The 18,686-nt window shown below is 45.1% G+C and carries 29 protein-coding genes; 24 read left to right on the forward strand and 5 right to left on the reverse strand.

What is annotated here, in order from left to right; translation table 11 throughout:
* The first annotated feature begins 3 nt into the window (after positions 1–3).
* From rplP to rplQ, 20 genes are all read left to right on the forward strand, one after another.
* Entirely contained in the window at positions 4–414 is a 411-nt protein-coding gene (gene rplP, locus R7Z77_RS12915; protein ID WP_005379577.1) for a 50S ribosomal protein L16, read from the forward strand.
* A complete protein-coding gene (rpmC, locus tag R7Z77_RS12920; protein ID WP_005379576.1) occupies positions 414–605 on the forward strand; it encodes a 50S ribosomal protein L29 in 192 nt (63 codons plus the stop codon). The genes rplP and rpmC overlap by 1 nt, the downstream gene beginning before the upstream one ends.
* Positions 605–859 carry a 30S ribosomal protein S17 gene (gene rpsQ / locus R7Z77_RS12925; RefSeq protein WP_140367210.1) on the forward strand — a complete coding sequence of 85 codons (255 nt, stop codon included), beginning with the start codon at positions 605–607 and terminating at the stop codon, positions 857–859. Before rpmC ends, rpsQ begins: the two co-directional genes overlap by 1 nt.
* A 162-nt stretch (positions 860–1,021) precedes the next feature.
* A complete protein-coding gene (gene rplN, locus R7Z77_RS12930; RefSeq protein WP_004410450.1) occupies positions 1,022–1,393 on the forward strand; it encodes a 50S ribosomal protein L14 in 372 nt (123 codons plus the stop codon).
* Positions 1,394–1,406: 13 nt separating this feature from the next.
* Positions 1,407–1,724 (forward strand): 50S ribosomal protein L24, encoded by a 318-nt coding sequence (rplX, locus tag R7Z77_RS12935; protein WP_005379574.1) that lies wholly within the window; start codon positions 1,407–1,409, stop codon positions 1,722–1,724.
* A gap of 23 nt (positions 1,725–1,747) precedes the next feature.
* Positions 1,748–2,287 (forward strand): 50S ribosomal protein L5, encoded by a 540-nt coding sequence (gene rplE / locus R7Z77_RS12940; RefSeq protein ID WP_005379573.1) that lies wholly within the window; start codon positions 1,748–1,750, stop codon positions 2,285–2,287.
* Positions 2,288–2,304: 17 nt separating this feature from the next.
* Complete coding sequence (rpsN, locus tag R7Z77_RS12945) at positions 2,305–2,610, forward strand: 30S ribosomal protein S14 (protein WP_004410442.1); 306 nt, start codon at positions 2,305–2,307, stop codon at positions 2,608–2,610.
* 29 nt (positions 2,611–2,639) lie between these two features.
* Positions 2,640–3,032 (forward strand): 30S ribosomal protein S8, encoded by a 393-nt coding sequence (gene rpsH / locus R7Z77_RS12950; RefSeq protein ID WP_005379572.1) that lies wholly within the window; start codon positions 2,640–2,642, stop codon positions 3,030–3,032.
* 13 nt (positions 3,033–3,045) lie between these two features.
* Positions 3,046–3,579 carry a 50S ribosomal protein L6 gene (rplF, locus tag R7Z77_RS12955; protein ID WP_005379570.1) on the forward strand — a complete coding sequence of 178 codons (534 nt, stop codon included), beginning with the start codon at positions 3,046–3,048 and terminating at the stop codon, positions 3,577–3,579.
* Between the two features lie 9 nt (positions 3,580–3,588).
* Entirely contained in the window at positions 3,589–3,942 is a 354-nt protein-coding gene (gene rplR / locus R7Z77_RS12960; RefSeq protein ID WP_005379568.1) for a 50S ribosomal protein L18, read from the forward strand.
* 14 nt (positions 3,943–3,956) lie between these two features.
* On the forward strand, positions 3,957–4,460 hold the full coding sequence (rpsE, locus tag R7Z77_RS12965; protein WP_004745894.1) for a 30S ribosomal protein S5: 504 nt from the start codon (positions 3,957–3,959) through the stop codon (positions 4,458–4,460).
* Between the two features lie 7 nt (positions 4,461–4,467).
* Complete coding sequence (gene rpmD / locus R7Z77_RS12970; protein ID WP_005379565.1) at positions 4,468–4,644, forward strand: 50S ribosomal protein L30; 177 nt, start codon at positions 4,468–4,470, stop codon at positions 4,642–4,644.
* A gap of 5 nt (positions 4,645–4,649) precedes the next feature.
* Positions 4,650–5,084: a 50S ribosomal protein L15 gene (rplO, locus tag R7Z77_RS12975; protein ID WP_005383155.1), complete on the forward strand. Its 435-nt coding sequence runs from the start codon at positions 4,650–4,652 to the stop codon at positions 5,082–5,084.
* A 20-nt stretch (positions 5,085–5,104) separates the two neighbouring features.
* Positions 5,105–6,439, forward strand: coding sequence for a preprotein translocase subunit SecY (gene secY / locus R7Z77_RS12980; RefSeq protein ID WP_005379562.1), 1,335 nt, complete (start codon positions 5,105–5,107; stop codon positions 6,437–6,439).
* A gap of 38 nt (positions 6,440–6,477) precedes the next feature.
* Entirely contained in the window at positions 6,478–6,591 is a 114-nt protein-coding gene (rpmJ, locus tag R7Z77_RS12985) for a 50S ribosomal protein L36 (RefSeq protein WP_000868186.1), read from the forward strand.
* 149 nt (positions 6,592–6,740) lie between these two features.
* Entirely contained in the window at positions 6,741–7,097 is a 357-nt protein-coding gene (gene rpsM, locus R7Z77_RS12990) for a 30S ribosomal protein S13 (RefSeq protein ID WP_005383154.1), read from the forward strand.
* A gap of 18 nt (positions 7,098–7,115) precedes the next feature.
* Complete coding sequence (gene rpsK / locus R7Z77_RS12995) at positions 7,116–7,505, forward strand: 30S ribosomal protein S11 (protein WP_001118870.1); 390 nt, start codon at positions 7,116–7,118, stop codon at positions 7,503–7,505.
* A gap of 27 nt (positions 7,506–7,532) precedes the next feature.
* Positions 7,533–8,153, forward strand: coding sequence for a 30S ribosomal protein S4 (gene rpsD, locus R7Z77_RS13000; RefSeq protein ID WP_005383146.1), 621 nt, complete (start codon positions 7,533–7,535; stop codon positions 8,151–8,153).
* A gap of 24 nt (positions 8,154–8,177) precedes the next feature.
* The gene (locus R7Z77_RS13005) at positions 8,178–9,170 is read left to right on the forward strand and encodes a DNA-directed RNA polymerase subunit alpha (protein ID WP_005383143.1); all 993 of its coding nucleotides are present in this window, start codon (positions 8,178–8,180) and stop codon (positions 9,168–9,170) included.
* A 26-nt stretch (positions 9,171–9,196) separates the two neighbouring features.
* Positions 9,197–9,577: a 50S ribosomal protein L17 gene (gene rplQ, locus R7Z77_RS13010; protein ID WP_005383141.1), complete on the forward strand. Its 381-nt coding sequence runs from the start codon at positions 9,197–9,199 to the stop codon at positions 9,575–9,577.
* 135 nt (positions 9,578–9,712) lie between these two features.
* Here rplQ and R7Z77_RS13015 read toward each other — a convergent pair whose 3' ends face one another.
* Both R7Z77_RS13015 and R7Z77_RS13020 read right to left on the reverse strand, forming a co-directional pair.
* Positions 9,713–10,192, reverse strand: a complete 480-nt coding sequence (locus R7Z77_RS13015) for a DUF2780 domain-containing protein (protein ID WP_130544802.1) — start codon at positions 10,190–10,192, stop codon at positions 9,713–9,715.
* 153 nt (positions 10,193–10,345) lie between these two features.
* On the reverse strand, positions 10,346–10,966 hold the full coding sequence (locus tag R7Z77_RS13020) for an FKBP-type peptidyl-prolyl cis-trans isomerase (RefSeq protein ID WP_005383137.1): 621 nt from the start codon (positions 10,964–10,966) through the stop codon (positions 10,346–10,348).
* A gap of 232 nt (positions 10,967–11,198) precedes the next feature.
* Here R7Z77_RS13020 and R7Z77_RS13025 point away from each other — a divergent pair, with 232 nt between their 5' ends.
* Positions 11,199–11,795 (forward strand): LysM-like peptidoglycan-binding domain-containing protein, encoded by a 597-nt coding sequence (locus R7Z77_RS13025; RefSeq protein ID WP_017820296.1) that lies wholly within the window; start codon positions 11,199–11,201, stop codon positions 11,793–11,795.
* A 91-nt stretch (positions 11,796–11,886) separates the two neighbouring features.
* On the opposite strand, the gene R7Z77_RS13030 is transcribed toward R7Z77_RS13025, so the two are convergent.
* Positions 11,887–12,348 carry a GNAT family N-acetyltransferase gene (locus tag R7Z77_RS13030; RefSeq protein WP_104976039.1) on the reverse strand — a complete coding sequence of 154 codons (462 nt, stop codon included), beginning with the start codon at positions 12,346–12,348 and terminating at the stop codon, positions 11,887–11,889.
* 142 nt (positions 12,349–12,490) lie between these two features.
* Between R7Z77_RS13030 and dbpA the strand changes: the two genes are divergently transcribed.
* Positions 12,491–13,870, forward strand: a complete 1,380-nt coding sequence (gene dbpA / locus R7Z77_RS13035) for an ATP-dependent RNA helicase DbpA (protein ID WP_262646686.1) — start codon at positions 12,491–12,493, stop codon at positions 13,868–13,870.
* A gap of 54 nt (positions 13,871–13,924) precedes the next feature.
* Here dbpA and R7Z77_RS13040 read toward each other — a convergent pair whose 3' ends face one another.
* Together R7Z77_RS13040 and cpdB are read right to left on the reverse strand one after the other, a co-directional pair.
* The gene (locus R7Z77_RS13040) at positions 13,925–14,503 is read right to left on the reverse strand and encodes a Crp/Fnr family transcriptional regulator (RefSeq protein WP_033906009.1); all 579 of its coding nucleotides are present in this window, start codon (positions 14,501–14,503) and stop codon (positions 13,925–13,927) included.
* A gap of 97 nt (positions 14,504–14,600) precedes the next feature.
* The gene (gene cpdB, locus R7Z77_RS13045) at positions 14,601–16,562 is read right to left on the reverse strand and encodes a 2',3'-cyclic-nucleotide 2'-phosphodiesterase (RefSeq protein ID WP_318136701.1); all 1,962 of its coding nucleotides are present in this window, start codon (positions 16,560–16,562) and stop codon (positions 14,601–14,603) included.
* Between the two features lie 275 nt (positions 16,563–16,837).
* Here cpdB and cobA point away from each other — a divergent pair, with 275 nt between their 5' ends.
* Both cobA and cysD read left to right on the forward strand, forming a co-directional pair.
* Positions 16,838–17,713 (forward strand): uroporphyrinogen-III C-methyltransferase, encoded by an 876-nt coding sequence (gene cobA / locus R7Z77_RS13050; RefSeq protein ID WP_031780800.1) that lies wholly within the window; start codon positions 16,838–16,840, stop codon positions 17,711–17,713.
* A 59-nt stretch (positions 17,714–17,772) separates the two neighbouring features.
* Positions 17,773–18,681: a sulfate adenylyltransferase subunit CysD gene (gene cysD / locus R7Z77_RS13055; protein WP_005379592.1), complete on the forward strand. Its 909-nt coding sequence runs from the start codon at positions 17,773–17,775 to the stop codon at positions 18,679–18,681.
* Positions 18,682–18,686 lie beyond the last annotated feature (5 nt).

Below are 18,686 nucleotides of genomic sequence, written 5' to 3' on the forward strand. Positions count from 1 at the left end.
CAGATGCTACAACCTAAACGTACTAAGTTCCGTAAGGTTCAGACTGGTCGTAACCGTGGTCTAGCTAAAGGTACTGATGTAAGCTTCGGCGAATTCGGTCTTAAAGCTGTTGGCCGTGGTCGTCTAACTGCTCGTCAAATCGAAGCGGCACGTCGTGCAATGACACGTCACGTTAAGCGTCAAGGTAAAATCTGGATCCGTGTGTTCCCAGACAAACCAATCACAGAAAAACCACTTGAAGTTCGTCAAGGTAAGGGTAAAGGTAACGTTGAGTACTGGGTAGCCCAAATCCAACCTGGTAAGGTTATGTACGAAATGGGTGGTGTACCTGAAGAATTGGCACGTGAAGCGTTCCGTCTTGCGGCACGTAAACTGCCTTTCAAAACTACATTTGTAACTAAGCAGGTGATGTGATGAAAGCACAAGATCTACGCGAGAAAAGCGTTGAAGAGCTTAACGCTGAGCTAATGAATTTGCTACGCGAACAGTTCAACTTGCGCATGCAAGCTGCGACTGGTCAACTACAGCAAACTCATACTCTGAAAGCTGTACGCCGTGATATCGCACGTGTGAAAACTGTTTTGACTGAGAAGGCAGGCGCATAATGAGCGAAGTAAAACGTACTCAACAAGGTCGTGTAATTAGCGACAAGATGGACAAGTCTATCACTGTTGCTATCGAACGTTTCGTAAAACACCCAATCTACGGTAAATACGTAAAACGTACGACTAAAGTACACGCACATGACGAGAACAACGAGTGTGGCCTAGGCGACACAGTTGAAATCGCAGAGTGTCGTCCACTGTCTAAGACTAAGTCTTGGACTTTGGTAAAAGTTCTAGAAAAGGCGAAGATTTAATCTCGTTAATTCTATGAAACTAAAGCGGCTCCAAAATATTTTTGGAGCCGTTTATTTTTTGACTACCCAATCACAAAAAAGGGTGGTACAATTCGCGTCCCTTTTAAAGAGGCAGCCCGACCCGTGATGGGTCTAGTTATTAATATTTAGCGGAGCACTAACATGATCCAAATGCAAAGTATGCTGGACGCAGCTGATAACTCAGGCGCACGCAGCGTAATGTGTATTAAGGTTCTGGGTGGCTCTCACCGCCGTTATGCACATATCGGTGACGTCATCAAAGTTACTGTGAAGGAAGCAATCCCTCGCGGTAAAGTTAAAAAAGGTGATGTTCTGAAGGCGGTGGTAGTGCGCACCCGTAAAGGCGTACGTCGTCCTGACGGTTCTGTCATTCGCTTCGACCGAAATGCTTGCGTATTGCTAAACGACAATACTGAGCAACCAATCGGTACACGTATCTTTGGTCCTGTGACACGCGAACTTCGTGGCGATAAGTTCATGAAGATCGTTTCACTGGCTCCAGAAGTTCTGTAAGGAGCACGTAGAAATGGCAGCTAAAATCCGTCGTAATGACGAAGTAATCGTTCTTGCTGGTAAAGACAAAGGCAAGAAAGGTAAAGTAACTAAGGTTCTAGCAACTGGTAAAGTTATCGTTGAAGGTATCAACCTAGTTAAGAAACATCAGAAACCTGTTCCAGCTATGGGTATCCAAGGCGGTATCGTAGAGCAAGAAGCAGCTATCGACGTTTCTAACGTGGCTATCTTTAACGCAGCTACTGGTAAAGCTGACCGTATCGGTTTCCGTTTTGAAGACGGCAAAAAAGTTCGTTTCTTCAAGTCTAACGGCGAAACCGTTTCTAACTAATAGAAGTAATTTGGAGTTCTACTATGGCGAAACTGCATGATTACTACAAGTCGTCTGTAGTCGCTGAACTGACCAAACAGTTCGGTTACACAAGCGTCATGCAAGTCCCTAGAATCGAGAAAATCACCCTAAACATGGGTGTTGGTGAAGCAATCAACGATAAGAAACTGCTAGAAAATGCAGCGTCTGATATGGCAACGATCTCTGGTCAAAAGCCACTTATCACAAAAGCGCGCAAATCTGTTGCAGGTTTCAAAATCCGTGAAGGCTACCCTATCGGTTGTAAAGTAACCTTGCGTGGCGAACGTATGTGGGATTTTCTTGAGCGTTTAATTAACATCGCTCTTCCACGTGTACGTGACTTCCGTGGTGTTAGCGCTAAGTCTTTTGACGGTCGCGGTAACTACAGCATGGGCGTTCGCGAGCAAATCATCTTCCCGGAAATCGACTTTGATAAAGTTGATCGAGTACGCGGTCTAGACATCACTATTACGACGTCTGCTGGTACTGATGAGGAAGGCCGTGCTCTGCTGGCTGCCTTTAACTTCCCATTCCGTAAGTAAGGTGAAGGGTTACTGTTATGGCTAAAAATTCAATGAAAGCACGTGAAGCAAAACGTGCGAAGCTAGTAGCTAAGTTCGCTGAAAAGCGTGCAGCGCTAAAAGCTATCATCAGCGATGTAAACGCATCTGAAGAAGATCGTTGGAACGCGGTTCTTACACTGCAATCTCTTCCACGTGATTCAAGTGCATCACGTCAGCGCAACCGTTGCAACCAAACTGGTCGTCCACACGGTTACCTACGTAAGTTCGGTCTAAGCCGTATTAAGGTTCGTGAAGCTTGCATGAAAGGCGAGATTCCGGGTCTTCGTAAGGCTAGCTGGTAATTGCCACTTAATCATTTGGAGTAAATCATATGAGCATGCAAGATCCGATTTCGGATATGCTGACCCGCGTTCGTAACGGTCAGGCAGCAAACAAAGTTGCTGTAAAAATGCCTTCTTCAAAGCTTAAAGTTGCAATTGCTGCACTACTAAAAGCTGAAGGTTACATCGTTGACTTCGCTGTTGAAGGCGAAGCAAAACCTGAGCTAGAAGTTACACTTAAGTACTTCCAAGCTAAACCAGTAATCGAGCAACTTAAACGTGTTTCTCGTCCAGGTCTACGTGTTTACAAGAAGAAAGATGAACTTCCTTCTGTAATGGGTGGTCTTGGTATTGCTATCGTTTCTACTTCCAAGGGTCTTATGTCAGACCGCGCTGCACGTAAAGCAGGTCTTGGTGGTGAAATCATCGCTTACGTAGCTTAATAAGGAGTAGACTATGTCTCGTGTTGCAAAAGCACCTGTCGCTATTCCAGCTGGCGTAGAGGTGAAACTAAACGGCCAAGAAATCACTGTAAAAGGTGCGAAAGGCGAACTAACTCGCGTTCTTAACAACGCAGTTGTAATCGCTCAGGAAGAAAATAACCTGACTTTCGGTCCTAAAGAAGGTGTTGCTAACGCATGGGCTCAAGCAGGTACTGCTCGCGCTCTAGTTAACAACATGGTTGTTGGTGTTACTGAAGGCTTTACTAAGAAGCTAACTCTTAAAGGTGTAGGTTACCGTGCTGCTATCAAAGGCAACGCTGTAGGTCTAACACTAGGCTTCTCACACCCAGTTGAGCACGAGTTGCCAGCGGGTATTAAAGCTGAATGTCCAAGCCAAACTGAAATCGTGATCACTGGTGCTGACAAGCAGCTAGTTGGTCAAGTTGCGGCTGACATTCGTTCTTACCGTGAGCCTGAGCCATACAAAGGCAAAGGTGTTCGTTACGCAGATGAAAATGTGCGTACTAAAGAAGCTAAGAAGAAGTAAGGTAACACTATGGATAAGAAAGCATCTCGCATCCGTCGTGCTACACGTGCACGTCGTAAGATTGCAGAACTGGGTGCGACTCGCCTAGTTGTACACCGTACTCCTCGTCACGTGTACGCACAGGTTATCGCGGCTAACGGCTCTGAGGTTATCGCAGCAGCTTCTACTGTAGAAAAAGCGATCCGTGAGCAAGTGAAATACACTGGTAACGTTGATGCAGCTAAAGCAGTGGGTAAAGCTATTGCTGAGCGCGCTCTAGAGAAGGGCGTAACTGCAGTTGCATTTGATCGTTCTGGTTTCCAATACCACGGTCGAGTAGCGGCGCTAGCAGAATCTGCTCGCGAAGCTGGTCTGAAATTCTAAGGTAGGGTTGGAAGATGGCTAAAGAACAACAAGTTCAAGCGAATGATTTGCAAGAAAAGCTAATCGCAGTTAACCGTGTTTCTAAAACGGTTAAAGGTGGTCGAATCATGAGCTTCACTGCACTAACAGTAGTTGGTGACGGTAACGGTCGTGTAGGTTTCGGTTACGGCAAAGCTCGTGAAGTACCTGCAGCGATTCAAAAAGCAATGGAAAAAGCGCGTCGTAACATGACTACGATCGCTCTAAACGAAGGCACTCTTCACCACCCAGTGAAAGGTCGCCATTCGGGCTCTAAAGTTTACATGCAGCCTGCTGCAGAAGGTACTGGTGTTATCGCAGGTGGTGCGATGCGTGCAGTACTAGAAGTTGCTGGTGTACACAACGTACTATCTAAAGCGTACGGTTCTACGAACCCTATCAACATCGTTCGTGCAACGATCGATGCACTAGGTAGCATGAAGTCACCAGAAATGGTTGCTGCTAAACGTGGTCTAACTGTTGAATCTATTTCGGAGTAAGAACACCATGGCAACTATTAAAGTAACTCAAACTAAAAGCTCAATTGGTCGTCTGCCAAAGCACAAAGCTACTTTGCGCGGTCTAGGTCTTCGTAAAATCAACCACACAGTAGAACTTGAAGATACTCCGTGTATTCGCGGTATGATCAACAAGGTTTACTACATGGTTAAAGTTGAGGAGTAATCAGAATGCGTTTGAATACTCTAGCACCGGCTGCTGGCGCGAAAACTTCTGCGAAGCGAGTAGGTCGTGGTATCGGTTCAGGCCTAGGTAAAACTGGTGGCCGTGGTCACAAAGGTCAAAAATCACGTTCTGGCGGCAGTGTTCGTCCAGGTTTCGAAGGCGGTCAGATGCCTCTGAAACAACGTCTACCAAAATTCGGTTTCACTTCTCGTAAGAGCCTAGTGTCTGCTGAAGTTCGTCTAGCTGAGCTAGCGAAAGTTTCTGGTGACGTAGTTGATCTAAACAGTCTTAAAGCTGCTAACATCATCACTAAGAACATCGAATTTGTAAAAGTTGTTCTTTCTGGTGAAATCAACAAAGCAGTGACTGTTAAAGGTCTACGTGTGACTAAAGGCGCTAAAGCTGCAATCGAAGCTGCAGGCGGTAAAATCGAGGAATAATCTCGAGGAACGAGGTACAGATGGCTAAGAAACCAGGACAAGATTTTCGTAGTGCTCAGAGCGGCTTAAGTGAACTAAAGTCGCGCTTGTTATTCGTAATTGGTGCACTTTTAGTATTCCGAGCCGGCTCTTTTGTGCCGATTCCTGGTATTGACGCTGCTGTACTTGCCGATTTGTTCGAACAGCAAAAAGGTACCATCGTTGAAATGTTTAACATGTTCTCCGGTGGTGCTCTTGAGCGTGCATCTATATTAGCATTGGGCATCATGCCGTATATTTCGGCATCTATTGTTGTCCAATTGCTAACTGTAGTTCATCCAGCGTTAGCTGAACTCAAAAAAGAGGGTGAAGCAGGCCGTCGTAAGATAAGCCAATACACACGCTACGGCACGCTTGTACTTGCAACCTTCCAAGCTATAGGTATTGCAACTGGCCTACCAAACATGGTCGACAATCTGGTTGTTATCAACCAAACCATGTTTACGCTAATTGCTACCGTAAGTTTAGTAACCGGTACCATGTTCTTGATGTGGTTAGGTGAACAAATTACAGAGCGCGGAATTGGTAATGGTATTTCGATACTAATTTTTGCAGGTATTGTTGCTGGATTGCCTTCTGCAATCGGTCAAACAATCGAGCAAGCGCGTCAAGGTGAATTGCATGTACTTCTTCTGTTGCTAATCGCGGTATTAGCTTTTGCAGTAATTTACTTCGTTGTTTTCATGGAACGTGGTCAACGCCGAATCGTCGTTAACTATGCGAAACGTCAACAAGGTCGTAAAGTATTTGCTGCGCAAAGCTCGCACTTGCCTCTTAAAATTAACATGGCAGGTGTAATTCCAGCGATTTTTGCATCAAGTATTATCTTGTTCCCAGGAACATTGGCTCAGTGGTTTGGTCAAAACGGTGAGAGCAGCGCGTTCGGTTGGTTAACTGACGTGTCTTTGGCTCTTAGCCCAGGTCAACCGTTGTATGTAATGCTTTATGCAGCAGCAATTATCTTCTTCTGTTTCTTCTACACGGCGTTGGTTTTCAACCCACGTGAAACAGCAGATAACTTGAAGAAGTCTGGTGCATTCGTACCCGGTATCCGCCCAGGTGAGCAGACAGCGAAATACATTGATAAAGTAATGACACGTCTAACCCTTGCTGGTGCACTGTACATTACCTTTATCTGTCTGATTCCCGAGTTCATGATGGTCGCGTGGAACGTACGTTTCTACTTCGGCGGTACATCGCTACTAATCGTAGTTGTTGTAATTATGGACTTTATGGCACAGGTACAGACTCATCTGATGTCTCAACAGTATGATTCTGTGTTGAAGAAAGCGAATCTGAAAGGCTACGGCCGTTAATCCGGCGGTAGACTCAGTTTCATTTACGGAGTTTAGCAATGAAAGTTCGTGCTTCCGTTAAAAAAATCTGCCGTAACTGTAAAGTAATCAAGCGTAACGGTGTCGTTCGCGTGATTTGCAGTGAGCCAAAGCACAAACAGCGCCAAGGCTAATTAGCAGAAATTTTTACTTGAAAATGAAGGTTGGGTCGAGTATATTCCTCGGCCTACCTTTTGCGTGCAAAAGAAGTAGTATTCCGCAGCGTATCCATAACGGGCTTTGCTGCGGCTAATTCTTTTATAGAAACACTTAGGAGTGAATAATGGCCCGTATAGCAGGCATTAACATTCCTGATCAGAAACATGCAGTAATCGCTCTAACAGCGATCTACGGCATCGGTAAAACTCGCTCTCAAGCTATCCTAGCTGAAGTGGGTATTGCTGAAAATGTTAAGATCAGTGAACTAACTGAAGAGCAGATCGATCAACTGCGTGATGGTGTAGCTAAGTACACTGTAGAAGGTGATCTACGTCGTGAAGTATCTATGAACATCAAGCGTCTTATGGACCTTGGCTGTTACCGTGGTCTTCGTCATCGTCGCAGTCTACCACTACGTGGACAGCGTACTAAAACCAACGCTCGCACCCGTAAGGGTCCGCGTAAGCCGATCAAGAAATAATCGGGAAGGTAGAGTACAATGGCTAAACAACCAACTCGCGCTCGTAAGCGCGTACGCAAGCAAGTTGCAGATGGCGTTGCGCACATCCATGCTTCTTTCAATAACACAATCGTAACCATTACTGACCGTCAAGGTAACGCTCTTGCATGGGCTACTGCAGGTGGTTCTGGTTTCCGTGGTTCTCGTAAGTCTACTCCGTTCGCTGCACAGGTTGCTGCTGAGCGTTGTGCTGAAATGGCTAAAGAATACGGCCTAAAGAACTTGGAAGTTATGGTTAAGGGTCCTGGTCCAGGTCGCGAATCTACTGTTCGTGCACTAAACGCCGCTGGTTTCCGCATCACAAACATCGTTGATGCTACACCAATCCCTCATAACGGTTGTCGTCCACCTAAGAAACGTCGCGTATAACGTTTCTAGGACAATTGGAGAAGAATCATGGCAAGATATTTGGGTCCTAAGCTGAAGCTTAGCCGTCGTGAAGGCACTGACTTATTCCTTAAGTCTGGTGTTCGCGCGATCGATACCAAGTGTAAAATTGATAACGCACCAGGTGTACACGGCGCTCGTCGCGGTCGTCTATCTGAGTATGGCGTTCAGCTTCGTGAGAAGCAAAAAGTACGTCGTATGTACGGCGTTTTAGAAAAACAATTCCGTAACTACTACAAAGAAGCTGCTCGCCTAAAAGGCAACACTGGTGAAAACCTACTTCAGCTTCTTGAAGGTCGTCTTGATAACGTAGTTTACCGCATGGGCTTTGGCGCAACTCGCGCAGAAGCACGTCAGCTAGTTAGCCACAAAGCTATCCTAGTAAACGGTAAAGTTGTAAACGTTCCTTCTTTCAAAGTAGCGGCTAATGACGTTGTTTCTATTCGCGAGAAAGCTAAACAGCAAGCTCGTATCAAAGCAGCTCTAGAAGTTGCTGAACAACGTGAAAAACCAACTTGGATTGAAGTAGATGGTGGCAAGATGGAAGGTACATTCAAGCGTATGCCTGAGCGTTCTGATCTATCAGCTGACATCAACGAACAATTGATCGTCGAGCTTTACTCTAAGTAAGGTTTAAACTAAAGAGAGGACACAATGCAGGGTTCTGTAACAGAATTTCTTAAGCCACGTCTAGTTGACATCGAACAAATCAGCTCGACTCACGCAAAAGTAACTCTTGAGCCATTAGAGCGTGGCTTTGGTCATACTCTGGGTAATGCACTTCGCCGCATCCTTCTATCTTCTATGCCAGGTTGTGCTGTAACAGAAGTAGAAATCGAAGGCGTACTTCATGAGTACAGCACGAAAGAAGGCGTTCAAGAAGATATTCTTGAAATTCTTCTAAACCTTAAAGGTTTGGCTGTGCGCGTTGCCGAAGGCAAAGATGAAGTGTTCATTACTTTGAACAAATCAGGCTCGGGCCCTGTGGTTGCAGGTGACATCACCCATGATGGTGATGTAGAGATCGCTAACCCTGAACACGTAATTTGTCACCTAACGGATGACAACGCTGAGATCGCAATGCGTATCAAAGTTGAACGTGGTCGTGGTTATGTTCCAGCTTCTGCGCGTATCCATAACGAAGAAGACGAGCGTCCTATCGGTCGCCTACTAGTAGATGCTACTTACAGCCCAGTAGACAAAATTGCCTATGCTGTAGAAGCAGCTCGTGTAGAACAGCGTACTGATCTAGACAAGCTTGTTATCGATATGGAAACAAACGGTACTCTAGAACCTGAGGAAGCAATCCGTCGTGCAGCTACAATCCTAGCTGAACAATTGGATGCATTCGTAGATCTTCGTGATGTACGAGTTCCTGAGGAGAAGGAAGAGAAGCCAGAATTCGATCCGATCCTACTGCGTCCTGTAGACGATCTTGAACTAACAGTTCGCTCTGCTAACTGTCTGAAAGCAGAAGCGATTCACTACATCGGTGATCTAGTACAACGTACTGAGGTTGAGCTACTCAAAACGCCTAACCTTGGTAAAAAATCTCTTACTGAGATTAAAGACGTACTTGCGTCACGTGGTCTGTCTCTGGGCATGCGCCTAGAAAACTGGCCACCTGCATCAATCGCTGAAGATTAATCGATACTAGTTAGAAGGATTAGGTCATGCGCCATCGTAAGAGTGGTCGTCAACTCAACCGCAACAGCTCACATCGCAAAGCGATGTTCAGCAACATGGCTAGCTCTCTAGTACGTCATGAAGTTATCAAGACTACTTTGCCAAAAGCAAAAGAGCTACGTCGCGTAGTTGAGCCTTTGATTACACTAGCTAAGACTGACAGTGTTGCTAACCGTCGTCTAGCATTTGCACGTACTCGTGACAACGAAGTAGTTGCAAAACTATTTAACGAACTAGGTCCACGTTTTGCTGCTCGTCAGGGCGGTTACACTCGTATCCTAAAAGCTGGCTTCCGTGCTGGTGATAAAGCTCCAATGGCTTACATTGAGCTTGTAGATCGCCCAGCTGCTGAAGAAGCTGCTGAGTAATCAGTTCGTAAGAACGAGAAAGCCGAGCATTAGCTCGGCTTTTTTGTATCTGTAATTCAGTAAACCTTTATATCCAGCCTGCATTTATTTCAACCCATGCAGACTGGCAATTTAAAAAGTGATTATCACTTACGCTTATTTACTAGTATTCCACAACCCGCCCAACGAGCTTAGAAGCCCTTCGCTAGCGCCTTGCTTGTTCAAGTAATCCAAGATTACTGGAGCAAACTGACTGATCATAGATGGGTCTAAACCTAACGTATCGAATGCACTTTTTACTGCACTGATATTCTCAATATTTCCTAGTAAGCTTTGTGCTCCTTGCAAGTTTGAAAGTCCAGGAATCAAAGACTGTAATTCACTACTATTTTCTTGCGAAAGCTGGCTTTGAGCCAAAGCGAGTAGTGCACCACTGCCTCCGGCTGCTTGCTCAGTGGATACTGGTAATTGGCTAGTTAGCATGTCTGTTAATGGAGACGACTCGGTGTTCAAGCTGTTGCCGACCATGTCCATCAGGCCACTTTCTTTACTTTTTTGAGTGACTGAATCTAAGAATGCGTGCGCACTACCAATGTTGATTGATAGGAGTGCTAGAGTTAGGAGTGTTTTACGCATAGTACCTCCAAAGGTTGAGCGTTTTTTAAAAGTGATTTTATTTTTAAAGGCTATCAGAGTGAAAGGTTAAGAGGTGAGAAAGTCTATTCAGTTTAGACAAAAAAACGGCGCTAGTGCGCCGTTTTATTTAATCATAATTGAAAATGGTTTCAATTAGATAATATCTAATAGTTCTACTTCGAAAACTAAAGCTGCAAATGGAGGGATAGCCGCACCAGCGCCACGCTCACCGTACGCAAGATCTTGTGGTACGTATAGCTTCCACTTAGAGCCAACAGGCATTAGTTGTAGTGCCTCTACCCAACCTTTGATTACGCCTGTAACAGGGAATTCAGCAGGTTGACCGCGAGATACAGAGCTATCGAATACAGTACCGTCAGTTAGCTCACCGTGGTAGTGAACGCGAACTGAGCTTTCTGCTGTAGGAACTGCACCAGTACCTTCAGAAATGATTTCGTACTGAAGACCAGAGTCTAGAACGTTAACTTCAGGTCGTAGAGCGTTGTCTTTTAGGAACGCTTCGCCTTCTGCTGCCGCAATTTTTGCTGCTTCTTGGCGAGCTGTTTCTGCACGAGTGTGAAGTTCTTGTAGTGCTTTGTTGATTTCATCAATTTCGATTGATGGCATGTCACCAGTTAGTGCTGTTGCAATACCTGCTGCGATAGCATCAACGCTAAGACCTTCAAGACCAGAGCCTGCAAGTTGCTGACCCATTTGCAGACCAATGCCGTAGCTTGCTTTTTGTTCTGCAGTTTCAAATTTAATTTCAGACATGAATGTCGCTCTTATTAGGAGTGATAAAGGTAACAGGATATCAGTTTCGAGCTTAGGTTTAAATGATTGCGACTGAATGCTTAATTGAGGCGGCCAGGTTGTGACTTATCTCTTACTCCAAGTGAAATTTCTGCTAATTTAATCCCAATTCCATTTTAGTTTGGTGAAAAACATATACTCTCCGCGTCGGTATTTTTATACTGACCGTAGAAGTATTAAGGGACTCATTACAATGAATCGTCGCAGAAAGAAAAAGCAGCAAGTCGACTATGTCGAATTGGTTAAACAAAAATTCGCTGCTATCGACTGGAAGCAGCCGTTCAACAAAGAGCAATGGTTGGAGCGTATACAGCCTGTTAAGCAGTTTTGGTTGCGTCTGCCTAAATTTCATCAGCGTGCTTTGATGGTCTTAGTGCCATTGATTCTGGTACTCCTTGTTATTCCTTTGCCAAATAAAACAGATCAACCAGTTGAGCAGACTGAGGTCGATCATCAACGCGTAGCGATTGAGCTGAACGCGCAGAGTTTAAGCCAGCAGAGAACCTCTCAGAACTCTGGACCGAAATCTGAAGACTGGAAAGAGTACACGGTTAAAAATGGTGATACATTAGCGCAGGTTTTCAGAAGTAATCAGCTCTCTATGGCGGATCTTAGCGCTCTGGTCAAAATAGAAGGCAGTGATAAGCCGCTAAGCCAAATAAAGCAGGGACAGTTGATTCGCTTTAAGCTTAGTGACGAAGGTGAGTTAGATATGCTACAGCTGGAAAAAAGCGGGCGGTCCGTTATGTTTTTCCGTTTATCGGATGGGACCTTTGGACGTAACAAGTAAACGCTTCAAATGAAAAGACGCGAAGATATCGCGTCTTTTTAGTTAGTTTTTCATAGCGATTAGTTTTCATAGTAACCAATCGAATTGAAGCTTATTGCGCTACGGATTCTTTCCGCATATCCACATGAGGGATACCATCTTCAAGATAGCACTCTGAGATAACCTTGAATCCATGACTAGCATAAAACTGGATGAGGTGTTCTTGAGCACCTATATCTATTGTCTGTCCTGGCCATAATGTTTCGCATTGTGCCAAGGCCTTGTCCAATAACTTATGACCTAAGCCACCGCCTCGCGCGGTCTGCTTTGTCACCACTCGACCAATACTCACATTGTCATACGTAGTGCCTGCGGGTAGCAATCGTGCGCAAGCAACAAGTTCATCACCGTGGTAACCTATTAGATGATAAACGCCTTCCAATGTGTCTTTGCCATCCAGTTCAGGATAAGGGCAGGTTTGTTCAACGACGAATACATCCACACGCAATTTCATCATTTCATACAGCTGTGTGGTTGTTAGCTGAGCAAAGGGCAAAGTAATCCAAGTGAGCATGTTGTTATCCGTAATGAGAATAGAGTGACTGACTTTACTTTGTTTTGAGCTCATACTCATTAACAAAGGTTAATTAGCACTGGTTTTCCCACCAAATCTGGTGATAATGTGCCCTCTTTCCATCTCACCTGAGGATATCCCCGTGAGCAAACAAACATTCGATCAAGTTGGGCTGAACCCAGCGTTACTCGCCACACTTGATTCCCTGAACTATACCCACATGACGCCAATTCAAGCTTTGAGCTTGCCTGCAATCCTAAAACATCGTGATGTCATCGGGCAGGGTAAAACGGGCTCAGGTAAAACCGCTGCATTTGGTTTAGGGGTTTTATCGAACCTCAACGTCAAACGCTTTCGTGTCCAGTCATTAGTATTGTGTCCAACGCGTGAGCTTGCAGACCAAGTAGCGAAGGAAATTCGTACTTTAGGTCGCGGCATTCATAATATTAAAGTGCTTACTCTCTGCGGTGGGATGCCTATGGGGCCACAAATTGGTTCGTTAGAGCATGGTGCGCATATCCTAGTCGGCACACCTGGCCGTATTTTGGATCACCTTGAGAAAGGCCGAATTAACCTTAGCGAGCTGAATACCTTGGTGCTAGATGAAGCTGATCGCATGTTGGACATGGGTTTCCAAGACGCATTAGATGCAATCATCGATGCAGCGCCAAAGCAGCGTCAAACTCTACTTTTCAGTGCTACTTTTCCAGAAAAAATTGAGCAAATTGCGCAGCGTATAATGCAGACACCGGAAGTGATTAAGGTGGAATCGACGCATGATACTTCAAGTATTGTGCAGTACTTCTATAAAGTTGAAGGCTCGGAAGCGCGTGATGAAGCATTGGCGAATTTGCTGCTGACTCACCAACCAGAGTCCGCGGTTGTTTTTTGTAATACCAAAAAAGAAGTGCAAAGTGTCGCAGATGAGTTGCATCACAAAGGATTCAGCGTTATCGATATCCACGGGGACTTAGAGCAGCGTGAACGCGACCAAGCATTGGTGCAGTTTGCTAACAAGAGTGTGTCTATCCTTGTTGCAACAGACGTTGCAGCGCGTGGTTTGGACGTTGATAATCTTGATGCTGTCTTTAACTTTGAGCTATCGCGCGATCCTGAGGTTCATGTGCACCGTATTGGTCGTACAGGTCGTGCGGGTAGTAAAGGTTTAGCGTTTAGCTTTTTTGGTGAGAAAGACGGTTTACGTGTAGCTCGTATTGAAGAATACCTAGAGATGGACGTGGTACCAGCAACATTGCCTGCCAAATCAAATCAGCAGCCATACCAAGCGAAAATGGTGACGATTAACATTGATGGCGGTAAGAAACAGAAAGTACGACCGGGTGATATTTTAGGTTGTTTGACAGGAAAAAATGGTATTCCAGGCTCTCAAGTCGGAAAGATTCACCTATTCCCTGTGCGCGCTTATGTTGCCGTCGAAAAGTCTGTGGCTAAAAAGGCTCTACAGACCATTAGTAACGGCAAGATGAAAGGGCGCCAGTTCCGGGCGCGAATTCTTAAATAGCTCAAATAGCAGAGACAAAGCTCTTCGTTTGAAGAGCTTTTTTCTTTTTTGAGTTTATTTGAGAGTGTGATCTTTGGTTAAGCGTGCTTTGATTCGACTCAAACTGATTGGCGTAATGCCCAGGTAGGCCGCAATTTGACTATCGGTAATACGTTGCTTTAAATCTGGGTAATGAGCGCAAAATAATTGATATCGTTCCTCTGGAGAGTAGAGCAACATAAAGCGTTCTTTATTCTCTTTATTAACCAGTTGGTTTTCGAGTAGCTTTAAGTAAATGGCGTGCTTTTCTGCTCGCCAGTGATGCAACGTTTCAATTGGCAAGCAAAATAGCTGACAAGCGCTCAGCGTTTCCAATAAGTAAGGCGAAGGTTGGTCCTTTATTATGCTCTCAAAGCCGATAACCCAGTCCTTCTCCCAATAAAATTCTTTACTGAATTCTTTGCCGTGCTCAGTGAGATAGCTTGCGTGGCATAACCCCTCAATGATGAAGTAAAGGTGTGAGCTCAACTCCCCTTGGTGATTAAGAATGTGGCGTGTAGGCAGTTCGAGCAACTCACCATTTTCAATAAGTTGGTTTGCTTCTGTCTCTAAAAAGCCATGATTGACTAAGTCTGAAAAAAGATCGCTGTGCATGTGATAACTCAGAAACGGTTTTCTTTATTTTAACGGGTTTTATTGATAACAAAAAAGCGGCTCATGAGAGCCGCTTAGTGTTGTTGTCAAATCAACCTTATTTATTCAGACCGATTTGATAAATTGCGAAACCAATGTCGTCTGTTGACACGCGTTTCATTGGGTATTGTCCTTTCTCTTTGATGAACTGCGCCGCTTTATCGCTAGGGGAGGTTTCGAAACGAATATCTAGCTTGTTATTGGACTTAATCGGTGCGAAAGACCAGTTGTTGTCAGCGCTTGGTGTCACTTCTCCTTTTTCTTCACTCACGCGAGAAATATAAGTGGCGACGACAGAGCGGTTTTCATCTGGTGCGTCAAATGCAATGAAATCTGGGCCTGTACCAGGGAAAGTATTGCTATAAGCACGGTAGTTATTGGTTGCGATGATGAAATCTTGCTTCGGATTGACAGGCTTACCATTGAACGTCAGATTCACAATGCGCTGAGAAGCTGGATTAATCACTTTACAATCCGCATCGTACTTCGGTGGTTGGGTAACGTCGATTTGGTAGTTAACCCCATCAATAACATCGAAGTTGTACGTACGGAAATTATCCCAATCAATCAAAGATTGCGGTTCAGGATTGTTGATGTCGATGTGGTTGAATTGACCCGCACTGCACTCTAGCCATTCGCGAACTTCTTTACCTTTCACTTTCATCGCAACCAAGGTGTTTGGATATAAGTAAAGATCGGCCGCATTACGGAAGGTGAGCTGACCGGATTCTACTTCTGTAAAGTTATTCGGATCGTTCTTACGACCGCCGACTTTAAATGGTGCTGCCGCACTCAGTACTGGAATGTCAGAAAGGTCTGGGTCGCCTTGAATAAAGCGTTCTACGTAGTCTTTCTGAGCAAGGTTAACGATTTGAATGGTGGGGTCGTCCTGCACTAATGCCAAGAAGCTGTACATGACATCATTTGCTTTGCCGATTGGTTGATTTACAAATTCACGAGTGCCTTTGTGATCTTCTTCTAACGCTTTCACAATATCTTCATCGGCTTTAGCTAATGACTTCTTATTTACTTTATCGAAGATAGGGCGTGCTTCTGCTTGGCCTTCGACGACTTGCCATCTGCCGTCTTTCTCTTTCAGCATCAAATCCATCACACCTACATGACTTCCCCAGCGACCCGGCATCACTGACGTCACACCATTGATGGTCCCTCTATCTATATCAACACCAGGTAGGTTTGCGAAGTCTTTCCCTGGGAAGACGGCGTGAGAGTGGCCAAAAGCAATCGCATCAATACCTTCAACTTCTGTGAGGTAGTAAACAGAGTTTTCTGCGCCTAGTTTGTATGGATCAGTAGAAATGCCCGAGTGTGGAATCGCCACAATCACGTCTGCGCCTTCTTTCTTCATTTGAGGAATCAGTTTCTCTGCTGTTTCCTTAATGTCTTTAGCAAAGACTTTGCCTTCTAAGTTTTTCTTATCCCACACCATAATTTGTGGTGGTACAAAGCCGATGTAACCCACTTTTATTTGATGCGCTTCGCCGTTTGTGTCTTTAAATGTGTGAGTTTTGATGAGGTAAGGCTTGAAGTAATGCTCACCGGTTTGTTTATCAAATACGTTTGCATTGATGTAAGGGAAGTTTGCACCCTTCAACGTCGTTTGTAGGAAATCTAAGCCATAGTTGAACTCATGATTGCCAATGTTGCCCACATCGTAGTCTAGCTTGTTCATCGCTTTGTAGACTGGGTGCACGTCGCCGGGATTAATCCCCTTTGCCGCCATGTAATCGCCCATTGGGCTGCCCTGAATTAAATCGCCGTTATCTACTAGTACCGTGTTTTCTGTCTCGGACTTAGCCTGTCTCACTATTGTCGCAGCGCGACTTAAACCGATTTGCTGTGATGGTTGGTCTTTGTAGTAATCGTAATCCATCACGTTGGTGTGAATGTCGGTGGTTTCGATAATACGAAGCTTGATGGTATCGGCCATTGCTGGGCCAGCAAGCGTTAGCATGCCACTTAATACAGCGAGGGAAATAGGATGAACTGCCACTTTCATTTGGTGCTCCAATTCAATGATAAGGGGAAATCGTACTGCGTAATGTATCAAACACAGGTGCAACTCGATGATAAAGATACAGAAAACTGTGAACATTAATCAGTTTACTGAACCTTATTCATATTAACCGCCGACTTTTTCACGCTTTTGAATGAGACCAAACAAAAACTTCTTAGCAGATTTTTGAATAAAAAATGAAATTTTAGAATTTCAGGTAATATAAACGCCCCGCCATAATGCTTGCATAACGATATCAATGGACGATGAGCAAGCACATGGCAACGAACGATTCAGTCACTTCTTTTCCTAAACCAAAGCCCCGGTTAGTTTCTGACAACCCAGTCGCTGGTGTTACTCGTTTTGCAAAGCAATCGCTACAGCCTGGTGAAGTCGCCTTAGTCGGTGCAGGACCAGGCGATCCTGAACTTCTGACGGTGAAAGCACTGAACTGCTTGCAGCAAGCTGATGTGGTTTTGTACGACTACTTGGTGTCTGAAGAAATCATGGCATTGATTCCAAGCGATACGATTTTGGTGTGCGTTGGGAAGCGAGCTGGGCATCACAGTGTGCCGCAGGAGAAGACGAATCAGCTTTTGGTGGATTTTGCCAAGCAGGGCTACAAAGTAGTGCGCATTAAAGGTGGGGATCCGTTTGTATTCGGTCGTGGTGGTGAAGAGTTAGAAGTGCTTGCTGATGCCGGCGTTCGTTTTCAAGTTGTCCCTGGCATTACCGCAGCAGCTGGCGCAACCGCTTATGCTGGTATTCCACTGACTCATCGTGATTATGCGCAATCGGCCATCTTTGTGACTGGCCACTTGAAAGAAGAAAGTGATGAGATGGATTGGTCCACGTTGGCGCGTGGGAATCAGACTTTAGTGATCTACATGGGGCTGATGAAATCACACTATATTCAGAATCAACTCATTAAGCATGGTCGTTCAGCGTCGACTCCGATTGCCATTATTGAGCGTGGCACGCAGATTCAACAAAAAGTATTTACGGGAGAACTCTCCCAACTCTCTGATTTATCGAAGGAAGCACAGTCGCCATCTTTGATTGTTGTCGGAGAGGTAGTGCGACTGTCTCAAAAGTTAGACTGGTTTTTGTCTAGTACTGAATTCAACAAAAGTGCTATTGCCAACTCCATATAATTTCAGACCAAAGATTAGAGACGTAATGCGCCTTCAAGCTTAAAAAGGAAATACAAAACATGGACCAACAACGTTTAACTCACCTTAAACAACTCGAAGCGGAGAGTATCCACATCATCCGTGAAGTTGCGGCTGAGTTTGATAACCCAGTCATGATGTATTCGATTGGTAAAGACTCATCAGTGATGCTGCACCTTGCGCGTAAAGCTTTTTACCCAGGTAAGATTCCATTTCCATTGCTGCATGTCGACACCGATTGGAAGTTCCGCGAGATGATTGAATTTCGTGATCGCACCGCGGCCAAATACGGTTTTGAGCTTTTGGTACATAAGAATCCAGAAGGTCTAGCCATGGGCTGTAGTCCGTTTGTTCATGGTTCTTCTAAGCACACTGACATCATGAAGACTCAAGGCTTAAAACAAGCGCTGAACAAGTACGGTTTTGATGCGGCCTTTGGTGGCGCGCGCCGCGACGAAGAGAAATCACGGGCGAAAGAGCGCGTGTATTCATTCCGCGATAAGAACCATACATGGGACCCTAAAAACCAACGTCCTGAGCTATGGAAGACGTACAACGGTCAGGTTAATAAGGGTGAGAGCATTCGTGTATTCCCGCTGTCTAACTGGACTGAGCTTGATATCTGGCAATACATCTATTTAGAAAACATCGAGATCGTGCCGCTTTACCTCGCGGACAAACGTCCAGTTGTTGAACGCGATGGCATGCTGATCATGGTTGATGATGATCGTATGGAGCTTCAACCGGGTGAAGTGATTGAAGAGAAGAGTGTGCGCTTCCGTACCCTTGGTTGTTATCCATTGACCGGGGCCATCGAGTCTGAAGCAAACACTTTAACTGGCATTATTGAAGAGATGCTGGTGGCAACGTCGAGTGAGCGCCAAGGCCGAGCGATCGACCACGATCAGTCAGGATCGATGGAGCTTAAGAAACGTCAAGGTTACTTCTAAAGGAT

This window comes from Vibrio sp. 1401, assembly GCF_033340295.1.

Bases quoted from the DNA above. Each gene is read 5' to 3' on its own strand.
- rpsN (WP_004410442.1), top strand. From the start codon at position 2,305: ATGGCTAAAAATTCAATGAAAGCACGTGAAGCAAAACGTGCGAAGCTA.
- R7Z77_RS13015 (WP_130544802.1), bottom strand. From the start codon at position 10,192: ATGCGTAAAACACTCCTAACTCTAGCACTCCTATCAATCAACATTGGT.
- rplP (WP_005379577.1), top strand. From the start codon at position 4: ATGCTACAACCTAAACGTACTAAGTTCCGTAAGGTTCAGACTGGTCGT.
- rpsQ (WP_140367210.1), top strand. From the start codon at position 605: ATGAGCGAAGTAAAACGTACTCAACAAGGTCGTGTAATTAGCGACAAG.
- R7Z77_RS13020 (WP_005383137.1), bottom strand. From the start codon at position 10,966: ATGTCTGAAATTAAATTTGAAACTGCAGAACAAAAAGCAAGCTACGGC.
- rplR (WP_005379568.1), top strand. From the start codon at position 3,589: ATGGATAAGAAAGCATCTCGCATCCGTCGTGCTACACGTGCACGTCGT.
- rpsK (WP_001118870.1), top strand. From the start codon at position 7,116: ATGGCTAAACAACCAACTCGCGCTCGTAAGCGCGTACGCAAGCAAGTT.
- cysD (WP_005379592.1), top strand. From the start codon at position 17,773: ATGGACCAACAACGTTTAACTCACCTTAAACAACTCGAAGCGGAGAGT.
- R7Z77_RS13025 (WP_017820296.1), top strand. From the start codon at position 11,199: ATGAATCGTCGCAGAAAGAAAAAGCAGCAAGTCGACTATGTCGAATTG.
- rpsE (WP_004745894.1), top strand. From the start codon at position 3,957: ATGGCTAAAGAACAACAAGTTCAAGCGAATGATTTGCAAGAAAAGCTA.
- R7Z77_RS13030 (WP_104976039.1), bottom strand. From the start codon at position 12,348: ATGCTCACTTGGATTACTTTGCCCTTTGCTCAGCTAACAACCACACAG.
- secY (WP_005379562.1), top strand. From the start codon at position 5,105: ATGGCTAAGAAACCAGGACAAGATTTTCGTAGTGCTCAGAGCGGCTTA.
- R7Z77_RS13040 (WP_033906009.1), bottom strand. From the start codon at position 14,503: ATGCACAGCGATCTTTTTTCAGACTTAGTCAATCATGGCTTTTTAGAG.
- rplX (WP_005379574.1), top strand. From the start codon at position 1,407: ATGGCAGCTAAAATCCGTCGTAATGACGAAGTAATCGTTCTTGCTGGT.
- rplE (WP_005379573.1), top strand. From the start codon at position 1,748: ATGGCGAAACTGCATGATTACTACAAGTCGTCTGTAGTCGCTGAACTG.
- R7Z77_RS13005 (WP_005383143.1), top strand. From the start codon at position 8,178: ATGCAGGGTTCTGTAACAGAATTTCTTAAGCCACGTCTAGTTGACATC.
- rplN (WP_004410450.1), top strand. From the start codon at position 1,022: ATGATCCAAATGCAAAGTATGCTGGACGCAGCTGATAACTCAGGCGCA.
- rplF (WP_005379570.1), top strand. From the start codon at position 3,046: ATGTCTCGTGTTGCAAAAGCACCTGTCGCTATTCCAGCTGGCGTAGAG.
- rpmD (WP_005379565.1), top strand. From the start codon at position 4,468: ATGGCAACTATTAAAGTAACTCAAACTAAAAGCTCAATTGGTCGTCTG.
- rpsD (WP_005383146.1), top strand. From the start codon at position 7,533: ATGGCAAGATATTTGGGTCCTAAGCTGAAGCTTAGCCGTCGTGAAGGC.
- rpsM (WP_005383154.1), top strand. From the start codon at position 6,741: ATGGCCCGTATAGCAGGCATTAACATTCCTGATCAGAAACATGCAGTA.
- rpmJ (WP_000868186.1), top strand. From the start codon at position 6,478: ATGAAAGTTCGTGCTTCCGTTAAAAAAATCTGCCGTAACTGTAAAGTA.
- rplO (WP_005383155.1), top strand. From the start codon at position 4,650: ATGCGTTTGAATACTCTAGCACCGGCTGCTGGCGCGAAAACTTCTGCG.
- rpsH (WP_005379572.1), top strand. From the start codon at position 2,640: ATGAGCATGCAAGATCCGATTTCGGATATGCTGACCCGCGTTCGTAAC.
- cobA (WP_031780800.1), top strand. From the start codon at position 16,838: ATGGCAACGAACGATTCAGTCACTTCTTTTCCTAAACCAAAGCCCCGG.
- rpmC (WP_005379576.1), top strand. From the start codon at position 414: ATGAAAGCACAAGATCTACGCGAGAAAAGCGTTGAAGAGCTTAACGCT.
- rplQ (WP_005383141.1), top strand. From the start codon at position 9,197: ATGCGCCATCGTAAGAGTGGTCGTCAACTCAACCGCAACAGCTCACAT.
- cpdB (WP_318136701.1), bottom strand. From the start codon at position 16,562: ATGAAAGTGGCAGTTCATCCTATTTCCCTCGCTGTATTAAGTGGCATG.